At 33.0% G+C, this 23,476-nt stretch carries 17 protein-coding genes; 8 read left to right on the plus strand and 9 right to left on the minus strand.

Annotated elements, in window-relative coordinates:
• Positions 1–25: 25 nt before the first annotated feature.
• The 5 genes from rpoB to C4S75_RS09625 all read left to right on the plus strand — a co-directional run bounded on the left by rpoB (position 26) and on the right by C4S75_RS09625 (position 13,527).
• Positions 26–3,850: a DNA-directed RNA polymerase subunit beta gene (gene rpoB, locus C4S75_RS09605; protein ID WP_105298068.1), complete on the plus strand. Its 3,825-nt coding sequence runs from the start codon at positions 26–28 to the stop codon at positions 3,848–3,850.
• Positions 3,851–3,911: 61 nt separating this feature from the next.
• A complete protein-coding gene (gene rpoC, locus C4S75_RS09610; RefSeq protein WP_105298069.1) occupies positions 3,912–8,186 on the plus strand; it encodes a DNA-directed RNA polymerase subunit beta' in 4,275 nt (1,424 codons plus the stop codon).
• A 17-nt stretch (positions 8,187–8,203) separates the two neighbouring features.
• Positions 8,204–8,506: a DUF3467 domain-containing protein gene (locus C4S75_RS09615; protein WP_105298070.1), complete on the plus strand. Its 303-nt coding sequence runs from the start codon at positions 8,204–8,206 to the stop codon at positions 8,504–8,506.
• A 227-nt stretch (positions 8,507–8,733) separates the two neighbouring features.
• Complete coding sequence (locus C4S75_RS09620) at positions 8,734–11,931, plus strand: SusC/RagA family TonB-linked outer membrane protein (protein ID WP_105298071.1); 3,198 nt, start codon at positions 8,734–8,736, stop codon at positions 11,929–11,931.
• Positions 11,932–11,946: 15 nt separating this feature from the next.
• Positions 11,947–13,527, plus strand: coding sequence for a SusD/RagB family nutrient-binding outer membrane lipoprotein (locus C4S75_RS09625; protein WP_105298072.1), 1,581 nt, complete (start codon positions 11,947–11,949; stop codon positions 13,525–13,527).
• Positions 13,528–13,612: 85 nt separating this feature from the next.
• On the opposite strand, the gene C4S75_RS09630 is transcribed toward C4S75_RS09625, so the two are convergent.
• The 5 genes from C4S75_RS09630 to C4S75_RS09650 are packed head-to-tail and all read right to left on the minus strand — an operon-like array spanning position 13,613 to position 17,416.
• Positions 13,613–14,149, minus strand: coding sequence for an adenine phosphoribosyltransferase (locus C4S75_RS09630; RefSeq protein WP_105298073.1), 537 nt, complete (start codon positions 14,147–14,149; stop codon positions 13,613–13,615).
• A gap of 32 nt (positions 14,150–14,181) precedes the next feature.
• Positions 14,182–15,324 carry a hypothetical protein gene (locus tag C4S75_RS09635; RefSeq protein WP_105298074.1) on the minus strand — a complete coding sequence of 381 codons (1,143 nt, stop codon included), beginning with the start codon at positions 15,322–15,324 and terminating at the stop codon, positions 14,182–14,184.
• Between the two features lie 30 nt (positions 15,325–15,354).
• The gene (locus C4S75_RS09640) at positions 15,355–16,173 is read right to left on the minus strand and encodes a 3'(2'),5'-bisphosphate nucleotidase CysQ (RefSeq protein ID WP_105298075.1); all 819 of its coding nucleotides are present in this window, start codon (positions 16,171–16,173) and stop codon (positions 15,355–15,357) included.
• Positions 16,173–16,916: a deoxyribose-phosphate aldolase gene (deoC, locus tag C4S75_RS09645; RefSeq protein WP_105298076.1), complete on the minus strand. Its 744-nt coding sequence runs from the start codon at positions 16,914–16,916 to the stop codon at positions 16,173–16,175. Before deoC ends, C4S75_RS09640 begins: the two co-directional genes overlap by 1 nt.
• A 26-nt stretch (positions 16,917–16,942) precedes the next feature.
• Positions 16,943–17,416 carry an Lrp/AsnC ligand binding domain-containing protein gene (locus C4S75_RS09650; protein WP_105298077.1) on the minus strand — a complete coding sequence of 158 codons (474 nt, stop codon included), beginning with the start codon at positions 17,414–17,416 and terminating at the stop codon, positions 16,943–16,945.
• A 158-nt stretch (positions 17,417–17,574) separates the two neighbouring features.
• Here C4S75_RS09650 and C4S75_RS09655 point away from each other — a divergent pair, with 158 nt between their 5' ends.
• Both C4S75_RS09655 and C4S75_RS09660 read left to right on the plus strand, forming a co-directional pair.
• Positions 17,575–18,648, plus strand: coding sequence for a TerC family protein (locus tag C4S75_RS09655; RefSeq protein ID WP_105298078.1), 1,074 nt, complete (start codon positions 17,575–17,577; stop codon positions 18,646–18,648).
• Between the two features lie 28 nt (positions 18,649–18,676).
• Positions 18,677–19,648 carry a deoxyhypusine synthase family protein gene (locus tag C4S75_RS09660; protein WP_105298079.1) on the plus strand — a complete coding sequence of 324 codons (972 nt, stop codon included), beginning with the start codon at positions 18,677–18,679 and terminating at the stop codon, positions 19,646–19,648.
• A gap of 67 nt (positions 19,649–19,715) precedes the next feature.
• Here C4S75_RS09660 and C4S75_RS09665 read toward each other — a convergent pair whose 3' ends face one another.
• From C4S75_RS09665 to C4S75_RS09680, 4 genes are read right to left on the minus strand one after another with little or no spacing between them, the layout of a single operon-like run.
• On the minus strand, positions 19,716–20,264 hold the full coding sequence (locus C4S75_RS09665) for an RNA methyltransferase (RefSeq protein WP_105298080.1): 549 nt from the start codon (positions 20,262–20,264) through the stop codon (positions 19,716–19,718).
• Between the two features lie 45 nt (positions 20,265–20,309).
• Positions 20,310–21,077 (minus strand): class I SAM-dependent methyltransferase, encoded by a 768-nt coding sequence (locus C4S75_RS09670; RefSeq protein ID WP_105298081.1) that lies wholly within the window; start codon positions 21,075–21,077, stop codon positions 20,310–20,312.
• A gap of 8 nt (positions 21,078–21,085) precedes the next feature.
• Positions 21,086–21,904: a type I methionyl aminopeptidase gene (map, locus tag C4S75_RS09675; protein WP_105298082.1), complete on the minus strand. Its 819-nt coding sequence runs from the start codon at positions 21,902–21,904 to the stop codon at positions 21,086–21,088.
• Entirely contained in the window at positions 21,901–22,344 is a 444-nt protein-coding gene (locus C4S75_RS09680; protein ID WP_105298083.1) for a BT0820 family HAD-type phosphatase, read from the minus strand. Before C4S75_RS09680 ends, map begins: the two co-directional genes overlap by 4 nt.
• Positions 22,345–22,596: 252 nt before the next feature.
• Here C4S75_RS09680 and C4S75_RS09685 point away from each other — a divergent pair, with 252 nt between their 5' ends.
• A complete protein-coding gene (locus tag C4S75_RS09685; protein WP_105298084.1) occupies positions 22,597–23,130 on the plus strand; it encodes a DUF4136 domain-containing protein in 534 nt (177 codons plus the stop codon).
• The last annotated feature ends 346 nt before the right edge of the window (positions 23,131–23,476 follow it).

Raw genomic sequence — 23,476 nt, forward strand, 5'->3', positions numbered from 1 at the left:
TGTTTTAAAGATTTTAATATATCATATGAGTAAATCATTGGCGTCAAAAACTCAAAACCCTAAGAGATTTAGTTTCTCTCACTCTAAAGGACAAATTGAATTTCCTGATTTCCTGGATATACAGGTTAAATCATTTCAGGATTTTTTTCAATTAGAAACTCGTCCTGATCAAAGAAAAAACGAAGGACTTTTTAAAACGTTTACTGAAAATTTTCCTATTTCCGATACTAGGAATCAGTTCGTTTTAGAATTTTTAGATTATTTTGTTGATCCTCCAAAATACTCTATTGAAGAATGCATTGAAAGAGGATTAACTTATAGTGTACCACTTAAAGCACGTCTTAAATTATATTGTACCGACCCCGAACATGAAGATTTTGAAACAGTAGTTCAAGATGTATATTTAGGGCCTATTCCTTATATGACACCAAGCGGTTCGTTTATTATAAACGGTGCTGAAAGAGTTATGGTATCCCAATTACATCGTTCACCTGGTGTATTTTTTGGACAATCTTATCATGCCAACGGTGCTAAATTATATTCTTCCAGAATTATTCCATTTAAAGGATCTTGGATGGAATTTGCTACCGATATCAATGGCGTGATGTATGCTTACATTGACAGAAAGAAAAAACTTCCGATGACAACCTTGCTTCGTGCAATCGGTTATCAAAGTGATAAAGATATATTAGAAATATTTGATCTTGCAGAAGAAGTAAAAGTAAATAAATCCAACCTAAAAAAGATGTTAGGAAGGACTCTAGCTGCAAGAGTTTTAAATACTTGGTTCGAGGACTTTGTTGATGAAGACACCGGTGAGGTGGTTTCTATTGAAAGAAATGAAATTATCCTTGACCGTGAAACTGTTTTAGAAAAGGAACATCTTGATTTAATCATAGATTCCGGAATTAAAACTATTTTAGTTCATAAAGAAAACAGCAATGAATTCTCAATAATTCATAACACATTACAAAAAGACTCTACCAATTCCGAAAAAGAAGCTGTAGAATATATCTATCGTCAATTACGTAATGCTGAACCACCTGATGAAGAAACGGCTAGAGGAATTATCGATAAATTATTCTTCTCTGATGCTCGATACTCTTTAGGTGAAGTAGGTCGTTATCGTATTAATAAAAAGTTAGGATTAAATATATCAGAAGATATTCAAGTTTTAACAAAAGACGATATTATCGCAATTGTTAAATATTTAATTGAATTAATCAACTCAAAAGCTGAAGTTGATGATATCGATCACTTATCTAACCGTCGTGTTAAAACTGTTGGTGAACAATTAGCCGGTCAATTTGGTGTAGGTTTAGCTCGTATGGCTCGAACCATTAAAGAAAGAATGAACGTTCGTGATAATGAAGTGTTCACTCCTATTGACTTGATCAATGCTAAAACCTTAACTTCAGTTATCAACTCTTTCTTTGGAACCAATCAGTTATCTCAATTCATGGATCAAACCAATCCACTATCTGAGGTTACCCATAAAAGACGTATGTCTGCATTAGGTCCAGGTGGTTTATCAAGAGAAAGAGCCGGATTTGAAGTGCGAGACGTACACTACACTCACTACGGTAGAATTTGTCCTATCGAAACTCCGGAAGGACCGAACATCGGTTTGATATCTTCTTTAGGCTGTTACGCTAGAATCAATGACTTAGGATTTATGGAAACCCCATACAGAAAAGTTGTTGACGGTAAAGTAGATTTAGAATCTGAGCCTCAATATTTAACTGCGGAAGAGGAAGAAGGAAAAATTATTGCTCAAGCGAACATCAATATGGACAGCGACGGTAAAATTCTTGATGAGAGAATCGTTGCCAGAGAGGAAGCTGATTATCCGGTTGTTGAACCTGATAAGGTGGATCTGATGGATGTTGCACCTAATCAAATTACAGGTATTTCCGCTTCATTAATTCCTTTCCTTGAGCACGATGATGCGAACCGTGCTTTGATGGGTTCAAACATGATGCGTCAAGCAGTACCCTTATTGAAACCTCAAGCTCCAATTGTAGGAACCGGTTTAGAATTTCAAGTAGCTAAAGATTCACGTATCTTAATTAATGCAGAAGGTGAAGGAGTAGTAGAATATGTAGATGCTAACATTATTACTATTAAATACGACAGAACCGAAGAAGAAGAATTAGTTAGCTTTGATTCTGCAAGTAAAACATATAAATTAACGAAATTCAGAAAAACCAATCAAAGTACTTCTATAACGCTTAAACCAATCGTTAAAGCAGGTGATAGAGTTTCTAAAGGTCAAGTTTTAACTGAAGGTTATGCTACTGAAGATGGAGAACTTGCTTTAGGTAGAAACCTTCTAGTAGCTTTCATGCCTTGGAAAGGTTATAACTTTGAGGATGCGATTGTTATTAATCAAAGAGCAGTTAGCGAAGACTGGTTTACTTCTATTCACGTAGACGAATATTCTTTAGAAGTTCGTGATACCAAATTAGGTATGGAAGAACTTACACCGGATATTCCAAACGTAAGTGAAGAAGCTACTAAAGACCTTGATGAAAACGGTATGATCCGTATTGGAGCAGAAGTTAAACCCGGAGATATTTTAGTAGGAAAAATTACTCCTAAAGGAGAATCTGACCCAACTTCAGAAGAAAAATTACTTCGTGCCATATTCGGGGATAAAGCCGGAGATGTAAAAGATGCTTCTCTAAAAGCAGAACCTTCTTTAAAAGGTGTGGTAATTAATAAAAAATTATTTACACGTAACATTAAAGACAAACGTAAAAGAGGGGACGAAAAATTAAAAATTGAACAACTAGAAGCTGAATTTAAAGTTAAGCTTAATGATTTAAAAAATCAACTATTAGAGAAATTATATGTCCTTCTAAATGGTAAAACTTCTCAAGGAATCTATAATGATTTAAATGAAGAAGTAATACCAAAAGGAGTAAAATTCACTCAAAAGCTTTTATCTAGTATTGATGACTATTTTAATTTAGCCGGAGAAAATTGGACCTTAGATGATAACAAAAACAATTCTATTAAAGAATTGCTTCACAACTATAAAATAAAACATAACGATTTACTAGGTTCTCTAAATAGAGAAAGACATACTATTTCTGTTGGAGATGAATTACCGGCCGGTATCGTTAAATTGGCAAAAGTTTATATTGCTAAAAAACGTAAACTAAATGTTGGAGATAAAATGGCAGGTCGTCACGGTAACAAAGGTATTGTTGCTAGAATTGTACGTGATGAAGATATGCCATTCCTAGAAGACGGAACACCGGTAGATATTGTCCTTAACCCATTAGGGGTACCTTCCCGTATGAACATTGGACAGATTTATGAAACTATCTTAGGATGGTGCGGTAAAAAATTAGGTAAAAAATTCGCAACTCCTATCTTCGATGGAGCTACTTCCGAGCAAATCGATGAACTTACAAAAGAAGCAGGAGTACCACAGTGGGGAACTACTTATTTATATGATGGCGGAACCGGAGAACGTTTTGAGCAAAAAGCAACTGTGGGAGTTATCTATATGTTGAAATTAGGACATATGGTTGATGACAAAATGCACGCACGTTCAATCGGACCATACTCATTAATTACTCAGCAACCATTAGGAGGTAAAGCTCAATTTGGAGGTCAGAGATTCGGAGAAATGGAGGTTTGGGCTTTAGAAGCTTTCGGAGCATCAAACATTCTAAGAGAAATTATAACAATTAAATCTGATGATGTAATAGGTAGAGCTAAAGCCTATGAATCAATTGTTAAAGGTGAACCAATGCCGGAACCGGGTATACCTGAATCATTTAATGTATTCTTACATGAATTACAAGGTTTAGGGTTGGATGTAAGATTGGAAGAATAAATATTTCTTTCTTAACTCTTAATAAATTTAAATTTTTTTCAATTTAATTGATTACAAAATAATGGCAGTTAAACAAAGAACTAGCAAATTTAGTAAAATTATAATCGGATTAGCTTCTCCGGAAAGTATATTACAACAATCCAGAGGAGAGGTTTTAAAACCTGAAACAATCAATTATCGGACTCATAAACCTGAACGAGACGGTTTGTTTTGTGAAAGAATATTCGGTCCGGTAAAGGACTACGAATGTGCTTGTGGGAAATATAAAAGAATACGTTACAAAGGAATTGTTTGTGATCGATGTGGAGTTGAAGTAACGGAAAAAAAAGTTAGACGTGAAAGAATCGGACATATCAACTTGGTAGTGCCTGTGGCACATATCTGGTATTTCCGTTCTTTACCCAATAAAATTGGATATTTATTAGGTATTCCATCCAAAAAACTGGATATGATTATCTACAACGAACGTTTTGTAGTAATTCAAGCCGGGATAGCTAAAAAATTGAATGGTGAAGAATTAGAACATCTTGAATTTTTAACGGAAGAAGAATATTTAGATATATTAGAAACTCTTCCAATTGAAAATCAATATTTAGATGATTCTGATCCAAATAAATTTGTTGCCAAAATGGGAGCAGAATGTTTGGAAGAACTTTTAAAGAGAACAGATTTAGATGCTTTATCTTATGAATTAAGACATAAAGCCAATAATGAATCTTCCAAACAAAGAAGAACAGAAGCGTTAAAACGATTACAAGTAGTTGAATCTTTCAGAGATGCTAATTCCAATGGTCGCATTAACAGACCGGAATGGATGATCATGAGAGTGATACCTGTAATTCCACCGGACTTACGTCCGTTAGTTCCCTTAGATGGAGGGCGTTTTGCTACTTCTGACTTAAATGATTTATATCGTAGGGTTATTATCAGAAACAATCGTTTAAAACGATTAATCGAAATTAAAGCCCCTGAAGTTATTTTACGTAATGAAAAGCGTATGCTTCAGGAAGCTGTTGATTCTTTATTTGATAATACCAGAAAATCATCTGCGGTTAAATCTGAATCTAACAGACCTTTAAAATCTCTGTCTGATTCTTTAAAAGGAAAACAAGGACGTTTCCGTCAAAACTTATTAGGTAAACGTGTGGATTATTCTGCTCGTTCGGTAATTGTTGTAGGTCCTTCCCTTCAACTTCATGAGTGCGGACTTCCTAAAGATATGGCTGCAGAGCTTTATAAACCTTTTATCATTCGAAAATTAATTGAAAGAGGAATTGTAAAAACTGTAAAATCTGCCAAGAGAATTATTGAAAGAAAAGAGCCGGTAGTTTACGATATCCTGGAAAATGTAATGAAAGGACATCCGGTATTATTGAACCGTGCCCCTACTCTTCACCGTTTAGGTATTCAAGCATTTCAACCTAGAATGATTGAAGGAAAAGCTATTCGTCTTCACCCATTAGTTTGTACTGCGTTTAATGCAGACTTTGATGGTGACCAAATGGCGGTGCATTTACCTTTAGGACCGGAAGCTATTTTGGAAGCTCAATTATTGATGTTGGCTTCTCAAAACATTTTAAATCCGGCTAACGGATCTCCTATTCAAGTACCTTCACAAGATATGGTTTTAGGATTATATTATATGACTAAATCATTAACACCTACGGATGAAATTAAAGTTAAAGGACACGGATCTATTTTCTATTCTTCTGAAGAGGTAGACATTGCTTATAATGAAAAAGCAGTAGATTTAAATGCTATCATTAAAGTAAAAGCAACAGTTGTAGAAGGTGAAGAATTAGTTGAAAAAATGATTGAAACTACTGTGGGACGTGTGTTATTTAACAAAATCGTACCTAAAAAAGTAGGTTTCATCAATGAAGTGTTGACTAAAAAATCATTACGTAACATTATCGGTACCATATTACAAAGAACCGATTTCCCTACTACTGCTAAGTTTTTGGATGATATGAAAACCTTAGGATATGCTACTGCATTTAAAGGTGGATTATCATTTAGCTTAGGAGATATTAAAACTCCTGAAGAAAAGAAAATCATGATTCAGGAAGCGAATGAACAGGTTGACGGGATCAGAGCTAACTATAATATGGGATTAATTACCAATAATGAAAGATATAATCAGGTAATTGATGTATGGACTAATACCAATGCACGATTAACAGATTTAATCATGCAACGAATGAAAACCGATAAAGGTGGATTCAACTCTGTATATATGATGCTTGACTCCGGTGCACGGGGATCTAAAGAACAGATTCGTCAGTTAGCAGGTATGCGTGGATTGATGGCCAAACCTCAAAAAGCGGGATCTTCCGGAGGTGAAATTATTGAAAACCCTATTATCTCTAATTTCCGTGAAGGACTTTCCATCTTAGAGTACTTTATTTCTACTCACGGGGCTCGTAAAGGTCTTGCAGATACCGCATTAAAAACCGCTGACGCAGGTTATTTGACTCGTCGTTTAGTGGATGTGGCTCAAGATGTTATTATTAATGAGCAAGATTGTGGAACTTTAAGAGGTATCGAAATTTCCCCGTTGAAAAAGAATGACGAAATTGTTGAACCATTATCTGAAAGAATTTTAGGACGTGTATCTCTTCATGATGTATACCATCCTGATACAGATGAGCTATTAATTGAAGCAGATCAAATGATAACTTCCGAAATAGCTAAACTAATTCAACAATCCGGAATTGAATCAGTAGAAGTTCGTTCGCCATTAACTTGTGAATCTAAAAAAGGTATTTGTGCTAAATGTTATGGTGTAAACCTTTCAACCAATAAATTAATCAACAAAGGGGAAGCGGTTGGAGTTATTGCAGCTCAATCTATCGGTGAACCGGGTACACAGCTTACCTTAAGAACCTTCCACGTGGGAGGTACTGCAGGAAACGTTGCAGAAGTTAGCAGCATTGTTGCTAAAAGAGACGGAAAAGTTGAGTTTGATGATATTAGAACTGTTGAAAGTGAAGACGAAAACGGAAATAAAGTTTCAATCGTTGTTTCTCGTTCCACAGAATTTAAATTATTAAATGCGGAAGGAAACATTCAAATGCTTACCAATATCCCGTATGGTTCTACTTTATTAGTTGAATCAGGTGATGAAGTTAAGAAAGGAGATATCATTTGTAAATGGGATCCGTATAATGCAATTATACTTTCAGAAACTGCCGGTAAGATCGAATATGAACAAATTGAGCAAGGTTCCACTTATCAATTAGAAATAGACGAACAAACCGGATTTGAAGAAAAAGTAATTTCAGAATCTAGAAATAAAAAATTAATTCCTACCTTAAAAATATTAGATACTAAAGGGAATGAGTTAAAATCAATTAACTTACCGGTTGGTGCACACCTTATCGTAAATGATGGTGAAAAAATTAAGGCAGGTAGAATTTTAGTAAAGATACCAAGAAGATCAGCTAAAGCCGGGGATATTACAGGTGGTTTACCACGTGTTACCGAGCTGTTTGAAGCACGAAATCCTTCTAATCCGGCTGTTGTTTCAGAAATTGACGGTGTAGTTAGTTACGGTAAAATTAAGAGAGGTAATAGAGAAATAGTTATTGAGTCTAAAACCGGTGAAATTAAAAGATATTTGGTTAAATTATCTAATCAGATTCTTGTACAGGAAAATGACTTCGTACATGCTGGAGATGCCTTATCTGACGGTGCTATAACTCCTAACGATATTCTTAACATCAAAGGGCCTACTGCCGTTCAGGAATATTTGGTAAATGAAATTCAAGAAGTATACCGATTACAAGGGGTAAAAATCGATGATAAACATTTCGAAATTATTGTACGTCAAATGATGACTAAAGTAGAAATTGTTGATTGCGGTGATACTAAATTCTTAGAAGGTAATCTTGAACATAAAATTGACTTTATTGAGGAAAATGATCGTATTTTCGGAATGAAAGTTATTACTGATCCCGGAGACAGTTTGGAATTAAAAGCCGGACAAATCATTACTTCAAGAGAACTTCGCGATGAAAATTCTAAATTGAAACGTGAAGATAAGAAATTGGTAGAAGCTAGAGAAGCGCTTCCGGCTACTGCCAGTCCTGTACTACAAGGTATTACAAGAGCCTCTTTACAAACCAAATCATTTATCTCTGCAGCATCTTTCCAAGAAACAACTAAAGTTTTAAATGAAGCTGCTGTTGCCGGTAAAGTTGATTATCTAAACGGATTGAAAGAAAATGTTATTGTAGGACACAGAATCCCTGCCGGTACCGGTTTAACTGAATATCAACACGTAGTTGTAGGTTCGAATAAGGAATTTGAGGAAATGATAACCGAAAAAATTTAACCAAAAACTAATTCGAAATGGAAAATCAAAATCAGAATCAACAAGACTTAAATATTGAATTGACGGATGAAGTAGCTTCCGGGGTATTTTCAAATTTGGCATTAATAAATCATTCTCCGACTGAGTTCGTAGTAGATTTTATACAAATAATGCCGGGAGTCCCTAAGGCTAAAGTTAAATCAAGAATCATTTTAACTCCTGAACATGCGAAACGATTATTAACAGCTTTAACTGATAATATTCAAAAATTTGAACAACAATTTGGTGCAGTTAAAGATGATACCTACCATTTAAATTTTGGTCCTAAAGGTCAAGCATAAATAGTCTAAAAGTCAACAAATTATTTATAATAATAATGAAGCCGAGGTAAACCCTCGGCTTTTTTTATTAATGGTTTAATAGTTTACATCATAAAAGGCCGATATTTTTATAATATAGACAACTAAATAAAGGAATTAATTTGTGAATTATGTAATTATTTAACAATTATTTTACGATAATTAAAAAATATATTATATATTTGAAACGATAAATTAATGTATTAGATATGAGAGTAAACCGAATTTTCTTAGGATTTTCGTTTATCTTCTTGGGTTCGGCTTTTGCCTGGGCTCAGATGAAAACGATTAGCGGGAAAGTTCTTGGGAGTGACGGTCAGCCACAAGCTGATGTTTCTGTTACGATACAAGGATCTACCAAAAAAACGTATACTGACGACTCAGGAAATTTTTCAATTGATGCTGAACCCGGACAAACCATCGAAATTTTATCATTTGATGACGAAACTGCAAGTTTTATTGTTAATGATCAAAGTTTCTATGATGTGGTTCTACAGCCTCTAGTTACAGAAAACAAAGAACCTGCTGAAAAAAAGGAAACAGTAATTGAAGGAGTCGTGGTAACTGCTTTAGGTATTACAAGAGAAAAAAAGTCGTTGGGTTATGCGACTCAATCAGTAAATGGCGACGATCTTTCCGTTACCAGGGAAAGTAATCCAATTAATTCACTTTCGGGAAAAGTTTCGGGATTGCAAATCGTTAATAATAGTGGAACCATGGGAGGTTCAACACAAATCAGATTAAGAGGAATGAGGTCTCTATCTCAATCCAATAAACCTCTTATTGTTGTAGACGGTATTCCTTTAATTGATCAAAATATCAATGATAAAAACACTGAACGAGGTGCCGGTGGTATTGATTATGGAGATTCATTCGGTGATATTAATCCCGACGATATAGCAAATATTTCTGTACTTAAAGGAGCTACTGCCGCGGCATTATACGGATCCAGAGCAATGAATGGAGCTATAATGATTACTACAAAAAAAGCAAAAAGAGGTAAAACTGAGATTGTCTTTAATTCAGGTGTTGTATTTGACAAAGTTTACAAAATGCCTCATCAGCAAAAATTGTATGGTGGTGGCGGAAGCAAAACATTTGCAACAAAAAATATTAATGGTGTGGATTATCTGGTGGTTGACTATAGAACCGATGAATCTTGGGGGCCAAAATACGATCCGAATGTTAAAGTTTTACATTGGAATGCATTCGATCCTGAATTTTCAAATGATTATTTAGTTGCAAAACCATGGATATATCCTAAAAATGATTACAAGAAATTTTTCAAGACCGGTGTAACGTACAATAATGGTATTTCTTTTAGCAGAAGCGTTGAAAATACTAATATCAGATTGGGATATAATAATACTAAATCATCCGGAATAACTCCAAATTCAGACTTAACCAAAAATTCATTATCCATGAATCTGAATTCTAAATTATCTGATGATTTAAAAATAAATGCTTCTGCAGCTTATACTTCTACAAGAGGTTTCAACAGACCTGAAGTGGGATATGACAATAACAACATTATTCAAAAAATGTTTCATTTTGGTCAAACCTCATTAGACTATAATGATCTACAAAAATATGAGTTAGCAGACGGTACACAAAGAACTTGGAACAGAGAATCTTGGGATAATCCAAAACCCGCTTATTCAGATAATCCTTATTGGACTATAAACAAAAATACCAATAAAGACAATAGAGATCGTTTGTATGGTACTGCCGGTTTAATTTATAATTTAACAAAAGATATGTATGTAAATGGAAAGGTAATGCTTGATACCTATACTCTTCATACAGAAAACAGGACTGCTGTTGGATCACATGCTCTTTCTCAATTTAAAATTTCAGAGAGAAAATATACTGATCTAAATTATGAAGCAACTTTACATTATGACAAAAATATAGGGAACTTTTCACTTAATTCTTTTGCCGGAACTAATCGAAGGGAATACACATATAGAAGAATGAATGGGAAAACTAAAGGAGGGCTAATTATAAGAGACTGGTATAATCTAAATAATTCATTAGAGCCGTCTTTAGTTATGAATGAAAAAGAGAAGAAAAGAGTAAACAGTTTGTTTTATTCATTTAGTTTAGGATATGACAATTTTGTATTCTTAGAAACTACCGGTAGAAATGACTGGTCTTCTTCATTACCTTCTAAAAACAATTCTTTTTTCTATCCATCGGTAGCAACCAGTTTTGTAGTTACTAGATATCTTACCAGCAATTGGTTGGAATTTTTAAAAATTAGAGGGGGATATTCTGAAGTTAGAAATGATACTGACCCTTATCAACTCATCAATACATTTTACAATATAGATGAGGATGAGGATCCGAATTATGGCAGCTTGTATTTAAAAGATCCTTGGTTTTGGTTAACAACTGTTGCTAAAACAGATAAATTAAAACCCGAAAAATTGGAATCTTTTGAATTAGGGGTTGAGTTTCAAATGTTCCAAAGAAGATTAAATGGGGATATTTCATTATATCAAACTACCACCAAAGACTTAATAACTAAAGTACCTTTAGACGGTTCTGCCGGTTTCAAATATGCAATGATGAATGCCGGAAAATTAGTTAATAAAGGAATAGAAGTTTCATTGAATATAGTTCCAATTAGACAAGAGAATTTTAGATGGGATTTTAATTATAATTTTTCAAAATCTGATAATGAAATCAAATCTTTGAGTGAGGATTTAAGTTCACTAACCATAGCTAAAGCTCCATTTAATGCTTTTGTCGTTGCACTACCCGGGTATAGATACGGACAAATTTACGGGACAGACTTTGTTTATAAAGATGGAAAAAAAGTAGTAGGTAGTGATGGGCTATATCTGAAAACCGATAAAAACGTACCCTTAGGATCAATACTTCCCGATTTTAATATGAGCTTTAGAAATTCCTTCACTTACAAAAATTGGAATTTAGGATTTCAAATTGATTGGCAAAAAGGCGGTAAATATTTTTCAACTACTCATATGTGGGGTATGAGCTCCGGAATATTACCTGAAACTGCTGCAAATGGAATTAGAGAAAACGGTATTATTGTAGACGGTGTTAAAGAAAATGGAAAACCTAATGATATTAGAGTTTCGGCAACAGAGTATTCTAAGCATTTTTTTAGTGGACCTAGTGCACAAAATGTATTCGACGCGGATTACATCAAACTGCGTGAATTGTCAATAGCTTATTCTCTTCCCTCTCAATATTTAGGAGATTTTATTAATTCCATAACATTTTCTGCCTTTGCAAGAAATTTATTTGTATGGGGATTAGATTGGAAATCCATGGATCCTGAGGTTGCTAATTATGGTAGTGGAAATGCTTCAGGAATTGAAGGGGGATCGATGCCTACAACCAGATCATTTGGAGTTAATGTGCAAGTTAAGTTCTAAATTAAAATATTCAATATGAAAAAAATAACCATTTATATAGCTTCTCTAATTTTTCTATCTGCCACTGTATCTTGCGACAATGATTTTGAAAACATCAATACCAATCCCAATAATCCGGAGAAAGTTCCCGGTTATACTACTTTTAGATACGGTAGCCGATATTTCATTGATAACACTCGAGATGAATGGGGATCCGGAAGAATGGTTCTTCCTTGGATACAGTATTGGTGTCAGGTAAATTATACGGAAGAAGATCGATATCAGTATAGAGACGGAGCTAATCAAAACTTATGGAAAGATTATTATCGCGCTGCAGAAAATCTTAAAACCTCCATTGAATTAGTAGAAGCCGATCCGATAAGCAATGTGCAATTTGGTGCTATAAACAATCAAATAGCTATCGCAAGAATAATGTTAAGTTATTTATTTATACAACTTACAGATACCTACGGAAATGTTCCTTATTGGTCTTACGGGGGACAATCTAATCCGGATTTTCAGGCTTTACAGGTTGAAAAATATAAAACTCCAAAATTTGCTTCACAAATAACCATATATAAAGACATTTTAAAAGAATTAAAAGAAGCTTCCGGCCAACTTGATCCTTCTGAAAAAGTCACTACAGGAGATCACATGTATGAAGGTAATGCGGTAAAATGGAAAAAATTTGCCAATTCATTACGTCTAAGATTAGCTAATCGTTTAAAAAGCGTTTTACCTGAAGCCTTAGCCGAAGCTAATGATGCGATTTCAATGGGTGTATTTACATCTAATGATGATAACGCAGTATTTGCGTATGGAAATACTACATCTGATGCTAATCCAATGTGGATGGCTTATTTTGTTAAAAATAGAACTGATTTTGCAGTAACCAATACTTTTATTGAATTATTAAAAGGAAAAACAGGTAATTTTTCTGCTGATCCAAGACTTTATAAATTCTCCTCTCCTAAAAAAGCAAGTATCGATGATGTAAAAAATAATACGTATATATCATCCACTAATTTAGATGATTATGAAGGAATGCCTTATGGTGTTAAAAGCGAAATGGCATCTGAAGTGTTCACCTCCAGCACTATTTCTTTCCCTAGTTATGACGTTTTACATATTAACAGAGGTGAAGTACTTATGGAATATGCTGAAGTTGAATTTATATTATCCGAATTAAATAATTGGGATCAAGCACATTATGAAAGTGGTGTAAAAGCTTCGCTTGATAAGTGGAATGTATCTGCTGCAGAACAAACAGCCTTTTTAAGCATTTTGCCGCCGGCAAACGAAGAAAATGTACTAACACAAAAATATATTGCACTTTATATGCAACCTCATGAGGCATGGGCTGAATATAGAAGAACCGGGTATCCTAAAACTTTATTATTACCTAATCAATCGCATACTCTTCCGGCGTATAATAAAACTCCCGAAGGAACTACCTATACTTTTATACCTTTAATCAATAATATGACTGATCTACCGACTCGTATTCCTTATCCTTCTCATCTTTCTACACAGAATTCAAAAAATTATAATGAAGCTGTTAAAGGATTGGGAGGACCTGATGATATGAAAACAAAATTAGTTTGGGATGTAAATTGATACTTAGTTAAAATTTCATATATAGATAACGCTCTGTTTAATTATAAACAGAGCGTTGTTATATTTATAAATCGATTTTTTAAATTTAATATTCTACCAGTAATTTAATATCTTGTGTATACTTTTTTAACTCATCTAGACCTCCTAAAAAGGAAAGTCCCAATATAAAGCTAAATTGAGAGACTACTGCATCACAATTTTGAACTAATTTAGCACATGCAGAAGCTGTTCCTCCTGTTGCTAGAACGTCATCATGAATTAGAATTCTTTGTCCCGGCTTAATGTGTCCTTTTTTAACTTCAATAATTGCTGAACCATATTCTAAATCATATTCTTGGGAGATTATCGGAGGAGGCAATTTCCCTGCTTTACGTACCAATATAAACGGCAAACCAAGCTCCCTGGCAATTTGAACTCCGAATAAATACCCCCTACTCTCAATACCACAAACTGCATCAATTTTACCTCTACTTAAATCAGCAAAAGCTTTTACAATTTTGGTACACAAATCTGCATTTAAAAATATGGGAGAAATATCTTTATATTGAATGCCTTCTTTTGGAAAATCTTGAACTCTATCAATATGTAAATCTATTTCTTGGCTTAAACTTAATTCTTTCATTCAATTCATTTTTAATTTTACTTAAAATAATCTTATTTCCAAGTATCTTCTTTTATTTCTTTAGTTTCTGTATTTGTTATTAACCAATTATCTTTAACTTTTTTTAGTATAAAATTTTGAGTTAAAGTTTTTATTTTTCCATTAATGTCTTTGATCTGATATTGTACATTAACAGTTTGTTTATCATCATTCTTTTCTTCTAATTGTGCGTTTATTAAGTTAGTAGCAGCAATGGTTCCAAATCCATTGGTTGTAGACGAAAATTGATCTAAAGAAGTCCATTTAGGATTCTGTGCTAAATTATAAGCTTCGGAATATTGCTTATCACCAATTAATTGTATAAATTTTTTAACATTGTCCAACGCAACTTGTTTATTAATTTCATCCTCTATAGGAGTGGATGCATCTCTTGTTTTGGATAAATCTATAGGAATACCCGACAGTTTACCGTATAGGTATTTATCTTCGGCATTAATCTTTATTTCAACATCCAGGGAAGATGTTGCCAATTTTTTGTTATCAAACATAAAAAAAGGAATTTTAATACCTTTATTTAATGAGGGATCTCCCACTGCCGAAGAATTAATTTCTCTATCGATTACATAAATAATGGTACCATTGTTTATAAATGATATGGATAAAGTTAATGGTAAATCAGCATAAAAAATTTCTGCTCCTGAATCATCGATTAACTCGGGGTATAAATAAAATCCATCATTGATGGTTTCATCTTTGCTAATCGGAGAATAACGAATATTAATCCGTGTTGCTTTTTCTATTTGTTTTAGTTTTTGTTCAGCTTCTGTTAATGGCTTTAAATCATTATCGAATACAGAAGGATCTACTGAGTTCATGGAAGTGCTGGACCAAGGGATCTTGTTTTTCTTTGCTATATCCTCTGCTATATCGAAAATTTGTTCGGCATTTTTACCATTAAGTAAAGTATAGAGTTGTTCCCATCTCTTATTTTCATCGGATCCTTCAGTTTTAAACTTATAAATCAGTTTAACCGCTTCTTGAATTTTATCCTGTTGTAGGATAGTCAATTTGGACGAGATAGATTTTACACTTTTAGTAAAGGTTTCCTTTGATGTCCCGTCAATTACCTTATATTCTTTTTCACAAGAAGAACATAAGAAAATAAAGGTGAGCCCTATCAAAAATATTTTTCTCATAAAAGTATGTTTGTCACAGGTAAAAATACATTAATTATTTTTAACGATATACCCCGATATTTTTAATGATGAAAGATTTTTATAAGTAATTAGTGCTTTGGTTTCATAATCTATGATATTCAATCCGGCATATTTGGCAATGGCGTGTCCACCGGCAATATCCCAAAAATTAATGGGACTTAACCGTGCATATTCGTTTGCTTTTCCTTCAGCTACCAGGCCGATTTTAATAGCACTTCCCATCTGTAAAACAACAATTTCTGAATGTTGTAATTTTAAGTTTTTTATATACTCTTCATCCACATGACTATAGTGGGAACGACTTGTTAAAACGGTATATTTTTTTAAATCGGGTTTTAAAGGTAAAGTAACGGATTGTTCCAGTAGTTTTTCCGTAAGATCATCTTCATTCAGTAACGCATATAAATCTTCATACTTTCCATTCCATTTATAGCTACCTAATCCTTCCGCAGCAAAGTAAAACAATCCCATAGAGGGAGCCGCTAAAACTCCGAGCAGAGAAGTTTCGGGAGTCAGTAAGCCAATTGAAATACAATATTCTCCAGTTTTATTCACATATTCTTTAGTTCCGTCAATTGGATCTACACACCAATATTTTTCCCAACTTTCCATTACCTTTTCCGATTCGTGCTCGGTTTCCTCACTTAAAATAGGAATTGATGTTTGTTTTAAATAAGTGGTAATAATTTCATTTGACTTAAGATCACCCGTTGTTACGGGTGATTGATCTTTTTTTAAGGAAACTGAAAAGCCACCCTCATATATTTTATGGACTTCTTGAGAAGCTTCTATAGCAGCTTTTAGCGCTATATTAATTAGTTTTTTCATTAGTATGAATCATTTGTATTACCTTTTTGAGATAAGGCTTTTGCCGATGAAGTTCCAATTCTTTTTACTCCCATTTCAATCATTTTCACTGCTTCGTCATAGGTTCTAACTCCACCAGCTGCTTTTACCGGCAAGGGTTGAGAATATTTAAGCATAATTTCCATTGCATGGAACGTCGCTCCATTTGGTTTTCCTTCTTCTGCTTGGTAAAAACCGGTGGAAGATTTCACAAAAATGTTACCAAAATCATTCTTATCAAAGTTTTCTTGAGCCCAGGTGGAAAAATAAGTGCAAATAGATTGGATTTGTTCGTCAGTTAATGCCGCAATCTCAATAATCCATTTAACCACTTTGGATGCTTTTAAACCTAATGACGTTCCGGTAATAAATTCTTGTTTAATTAAATCGATATCTCCCTTTTTAAAAGCCTCGTAGTTGATTACATAATCCAACTCATCCACTCCATCTTCAATAGCTTTCTGTGCCTCTGCGATTTTTTCAGTTAATGAATAGGTACCTTCATGAAACCCAATGACGGTTCCTACTTTTACCTCAGAATCAACTTTTTGAATCATTTCTTTCACTTTTTTAATGTATTCGGGACGAATCATTACTAAATAAAAATGATTTTCAATTGCTTCTTCAGTAAGTTTTTTAACTTCTTCCCAAGTTTGTTCTTCGGTTAATCCACTTTGAGAAGGTAGCTTAAGGTAAGTTGAATCTAAATACTTTGTTATATTCATTTATCTTATAATTTTTAATTGTGTTTTTAGGGTATAATTTGTCGTGAAATACTTTGTTCTAAAGAAATAATAGTTTCAGTCCTTTCAATTCCCTTAATATTTTGTATCTCATTTCTTAAAACCGACATGAGATGATCATTATCTTTACATAATATTTTGATGAAAATAGCATAATTTCCTGTTGTAAAATGTGCTTCGATAATTTCAGGAATTTGCACCATGCTTTTAATGGCTTCTTTGTACTGAGCTGATTTTTCAAGAAAAATACCGACATAAGCGGTAGTTTTATATCCTAATAATTTATAATTTAAAGGGGTAACAGGATCTTCTATGATTTTTGCTGCTTCCAGTTTTTTAATTCGTTGATGAATTGCTGTGGATGAAACTCCTACCTGTTTTGCTATTGTTGAAACCGGTATTTTCGAATTCTCCATTAATGCTTTTAAAATGATTTTATCAATACCGTCTAATTCTACTGTATGTATATCTGATATTCTCATTTTTCGGTAAAATTACAAATACTAAATTAATATTATACAATTTTATATTTTATCTTTTATTTTTTTAACAATTTCTACAAGATTTAAATTATTTTTACTTTTTGCCCTTGTATTTAAAAATAAGTACCTTTGGGATTAATAATTTTAAATAGCTGTACATGCAGGACAATATGCTTAATCATCCCGGATTAATTACCATATTCGCGGTTTCGATTATTATTATGCTACTTCTTGACTTAGGAATTCTCAATAAAAAATCTCATGCTGTTTCTAATAAGGAAGCTGCGATATGGTCGGTAGTTTGGATATCATTAGCCATGATTTTCAGTGGGATTATTTATTTTGTTTTTAAGGAGGCTGATGGATCAAAATTCGCCCTTGAAAAATTCTCTCAATTTCAATCTGCTTATTGGATAGAAAAAGCACTATCCGTTGACAATCTTTTTGTATTTATAATGGTCTTTGGATTTTTTAAAATTCCAAAAGAATATCAACATAAAATTTTATTTTGGGGTATTATTGGTGCCTTGGCTTTCCGCGCCGTATTTATTTTCTTAGGTGTAGAAATGATTAATAAAACCTATCTTCCACCTTTTTCCGTCGGAAATTTTCATTTTATTTTAGACCAACAAAGTGCGGAACATGCCGATTATAGTCAAATGCTGTTTTTCAGACCTAATATAATTTTAACTATTTTTGGATTCTTCCTTATTTATGCCGGTATTCATTCTTGGACATCCAAAGATGATGACAACTCCGACAAAAAAAATCTAAATGAGAGTTTCGGTGCTCGTTTTGTAAAACGATTTTTTAAAGTATCTGATGAATTAGACGGAAGTAAATTTTTTACAGTCAAAAATGGGATTAAAATGGCAACCCCTTTATTTACTGCTCTAGTTATCATTGAATTTACAGATTTAATTTTTGCCGTGGACTCCATACCTGCTATCTTCGCTATTGCACCTAATGATCCGTTTATATTATATACCTCTAATATATTTGCCATTTTAGGTTTGCGATCTCTTTACTTTTTACTGGCTAATTTTATGTATATGTTCAGTAAATTAAAATATGGATTGGCTGTGATCTTAAGTTTTATAGGAGTTAAAATGTTGGTAGCTCCTTTTATACATATTTCATCTATAGTTTCTTTAGGAGTTGTGGCAGGAGTACTTGTAATTTCAGTATTGCTTTCATTAACTTTTCCTGAAAAAAAAGAAAAAAATGTTTAATAATTTAAAATAAAAATTAGAATTTACAATGAATAAACCTATTTCGGAATTTATTGAAAAATATTTTTTACATTTCAATTCTGCAACCTTAGTAGATGCTGCTAAAGGTTATGTAGCTCATCTTAAAGATGGGGGTAAGATGATGATTACTATGGGAGGTGCCATGAGTACCGCTGAATTAGGAAAAATTTTGGCTGAGATGATTCGCCAAGATAAGGTATCCATTATTTCTTGTACGGGTGCTAATTTAGAGGAAGACATCATGAATTTGGTGGCTCATTCCCACTACAAGAGAATTCCTGAATATCGCGACCTAACTCCTCAACAAGAATGGGAATTGCTTGAAAATCATTTAAATCGCGTTACAGATACGTGTATTCCGGAAGAAGAAGCTTTTCGACGTATCCAACAACATATTGAAAAAATATGGAAAGACGCAGACGATAAAGGAGAAAGATATTTCCCTCATGAATATATGTATCAAATGCTTCGCTCGGGAGTATTGGAACAATATTACGAAATAGACCCAAAAGACAGTTGGATGTTGGCCGCTGCTGAAAAAAACTTACCTATTGTTGTTCCGGGTTGGGAAGACAGTACTATGGGTAATATTTTTGCTGCTAATGTGATTAAAGGAAATTTAAAAGCTTCAACCATGAAAAGCGGTATTGAATATATGATATATTTAACCGAGTGGTATCGAAACAATTCGGAAGGTAAAGGTGTAGGATTTTTCCAAATAGCCGGAGGAATATCCGGAGATTTTCCTATTTGTGTAGTTCCTATGATGTATCAAGATTTAGAGTGGGAAGATGTTCCGTTCTGGAGCTATTTCTGTCAGATATCTGACTCAACTACAAGCTATGGCTCTTATTCGGGGGCTGTTCCCAATGAAAAAATAACCTGGGGGAAATTAGATATTGATACTCCTAAATTTATTATTGAGAGTGATGCAACTATTGTAGCTCCGTTAGTTTTTGCTTATATTCTCGAAATGTAGTAAGATAAAATTATTAATTTATACTATAAAAAAGTTCGGAATTTTAGTTCCGAACTTTTTTTTAATACTATCTTAAAAGATTACGATACCATTCCCAAAGAACTATTCCGGCACAAACGCTTACATTTAAAGAGTGTTTTGTTCCAGATTGAGGGATCTCAATAAAAATATCTATTAAATGGAGAATAGAATCACTGATCCCTTCAACTTCATTTCCGAAAATTAGAACATACTTTTGTTCCTTGTTTATTGGATAATCTTGTAATAAAATGCTACCTTTCACTTGTTCAACTCCTACAATAATATACCCTTCGTTTTTTAAGTTAGTTATTAATTCACTTATATTTTCCTGATGCTCCCATTCAACGCTTTCCGTAGCACCCAAGGCTGTTTTTTGGATTTCACGATGAGGAGGGCACGGCGTAATTCCGCATAAATAAATTTTCTCTATAGCAAAAGCATCTGAGGTTCTGAAAAGCGATCCAACATTATGCATGGAACGAACTTGATCCAGCAATACTATCACGGGAATTTTCTCACTTTCTTTATAATCTTCAAGGGATTTTCTGTTTAACGATTCTAATTTTAATTTCTCTACTCTTTCCTGTTGCTGCATATTTTCAGTAATGTTGATTGATTTTTAGAAGTTACATATATTTTTTTACCTTTTCCTTACTACCGGTAAAATTTCATTTTTCGATAATGCGTATTTTTCCATTTCACTTTCGGGTAAAGTTTCATAATACTTTACTTGCTCTACTTGAAACCCCGCGTTTTCTAAACGTTCAAAATAATCCAACCCATACCATCTCACATGATCATATTGTCCGAAATGTTTTTTTCTTTCTTCTTTGTCTGTGATAGAGAAATCTTCGTATGTTTTGTCATATCCATATCTCATAGGCACTTGAAAAATTCCCCATCCTCCCGGTTTCATCACCCTGTATAATTCTGACATTGCTTTACGATCATCTTCTATATGTTCCAAAACATGATTGCAAAAAATCACATCAAATTCATTATCTTTAAAAGGCAGGTTCAAAATATCCGCTTTAACATCTACAATAGGAGAATAAAGATCAGCGGTTATATAGTCTAAATTTTTTAATTTTTTAAACCTTTTTAGGAAGCATTGCTCCGGAGCAATACTTAAAACTTTTAAATTAGCTGAAAAAAAATCAGTATCTCTTAGCAAATACAACCACATTAACCTATGTCTTTCAAGAGATAATGTCCCCGGTGCTAAAGCATTATTTCTAGGTTTACCGTAACCGTACGGCAAAAATTTTCGATATTTTTTACCATCTATTGGGTCTACAAATTGATCTCCTTTGTAAAACCACGCAAAAAAAGGAGCAAAGAAATAGCTGAATTTAATAAGAATCGGTCTGGGCATTAAATTCAAAAAAAACTTAAATACTTGCTTCATTAACTAAATTAATTCTGCGCGGGTTGGTATAAAAATTCATCTTCTTCATTGGAAGTAATGCCTAAAGCATCATATATGTATTTATAGGTAGAAAGTAATTTAGGCTCTCCATTTACTACTGCAACATCGTGTTCAAAATGACAAGATGGTTTGTTATCCCGCGTGGTTACTGTCCAACCGTCGTTATGGAATTTAACTTTATAAGTACCTAAATTGACCATCGGTTCAATTGCTATTACTAACCCTTCTTCTATTTTCGGACCGCTGCCTTTTCTTCCATAATTGGGAACTTGCGGATCTTCATGCATTTCTTTACCTAAACCATGACCTACTAATTCGCGTACTACTCCATATCCTGCATTTTCACAAATTAACTGTATCGCAAAACTTATGTCCCCTATTCTATTTCCTGCTTTGCATTTTTTTATTCCTGCATATAAGCTTTGTTTAGTAATTCGCATCATTTTATCAACTTCAGGATCAATGCTTCCTACAGAAAATGTATACGCTTGATCTCCGTAAAATCCATTTTTTAAGGCTCCACAATCAATGGAAATTATATCTCCATCTTCGAGCGGCTTATTATTAGGTATACCGTGAACCACTTGTTCATTAGGAGACATACATAATGTATTAGGAAAATCATACAATCCTAAAAAACCGGGAATAGCACCGTGATCTCGTATATATTCTTCAGCAATTTTATCTAAGTGTAAGGTAGTCACTCCGGGTTTAACTTCTTTAGCCAGTACTCCCAAAGTTTTAGAAACTAATTGAGCGCTTTCGTACATCAATTCAATTTCTTCTTTTGTTTTTAATTGTATCATAATTTAAAAATTCTTGAAAAAAAACCTCTCTTATTTTTATGTTTTCTTTTTGAATAAGCCAACACTTGTCTTCCCTCTACGCCAAATTCTATCTTTTCCTTTATAATTTCATAAACTTCTCCCCATCCGGGAAATCCACCTAAATTCCTGTCATCAATGAAATAATCGGCATTTATTTTTCTACTTTGGGTCTCTCTATCAAATATTTCTCCTTCAAAACTAGAATTGACTGCATAAAATTCAATTCCGTTTTTATAACAAAATTCTACGGCTTCATCTAATCTCTTACCATGTCTATAAGTCCAAAGAATTAATCGAAAACCTCTGCTCTGAAGTCTTTTCATTGTTTCAAAAGCAAAAATCATCGGTTTACCAATTTCCGGATATTTATCTTCTACAATTGTTCCATCAAAATCAATAGCTATAATCTTATTATTCATATAAATATACTACAAGTTAGTTCTGTTTACTCTTTTAAGTTTAGTGTTCAAATTAGTGTTCTAAATTGTCATTAATTTTCCAAATTTACAAGTTTTTAATCAATAAATTTTTTGTTATCCACTTGGATATAAGCCTGAAATAATTAAAGAAATCATTTATATCAAATTCGGTTATAATTTTTATAATTTTTGGTATAATATTAGATGAGAAAATTTTTAGTTCTGAAATATTAATTAAAAAAATAAAGGTCTATGAAATTAAAACTTTTAGTTATGACTGCTTTTTGCATCTTACTTTCCAGCTGTGCATTAACTACTTCCTATGATTTTGATAAAACGGTTGATTTTTCAAATTATAAATCTTTTACCATTTATCAACAGGGTATCGATAAATTAAAATTGAATGATATTGACAAAAGTCGTATCATCCGTGCTTTAGAGGATCAATTAAAAAGCAAGGGGTTAACCGAAAGTGCCGACGGAGATTTGATCGTCAATGTTCTTGCTTCATCAAAAAAAGTTATTAACGTTGATAATGATCCTTATTGGAACGGTCCGTGGGGATGGGGATATTATTGGGCTCCTTCCAGTACAGTTTATGAAACTCGTGAAGGAAAACTAACGTTTCATTTAGTGGATGCTAAAAAAAATATTCTAGTTTGGGAGGGTATGGTTGACGGTTTTGATGTTGGTAATATCAAAAATAAAGATGAACAAATAAATAAAGCCATTCAAAAAATATTTAATTATTATCCGCCTAAAAAGAAAAATAACTCATATTATTAAAAAAGATAAACACATTAAAGCCTCAAAATTTAAATTTTGAGGCTTTAATTTATCTAATCTAAACTATTTTTTTTACTAATAATTTATGTTTTTTGATATCTATTATCTAGATATTAACTCCCATTGCTAAACGAGATCATCCTTTTAAATTAGTTGCAAAAAATTTTTCCTCTAAATTTATTAATAAGACTTTTTATAAAACTTTTGTAGGAAATTAATTAAGTACTCATATAATTTCCCAAAAAATCTTTAGTCTTTCAAGTTTTTTTAATATTTACCCTATCTGCCAAAGTGACATAATGATTGGAAAGGATTTATCTATGTCAATAGGGATATGAAAACCTCA

Source organism: Apibacter sp. wkB309 (assembly GCF_002964915.1).
Taxonomy (GTDB): Bacteria; Bacteroidota; Bacteroidia; order Flavobacteriales; family Weeksellaceae; genus Apibacter.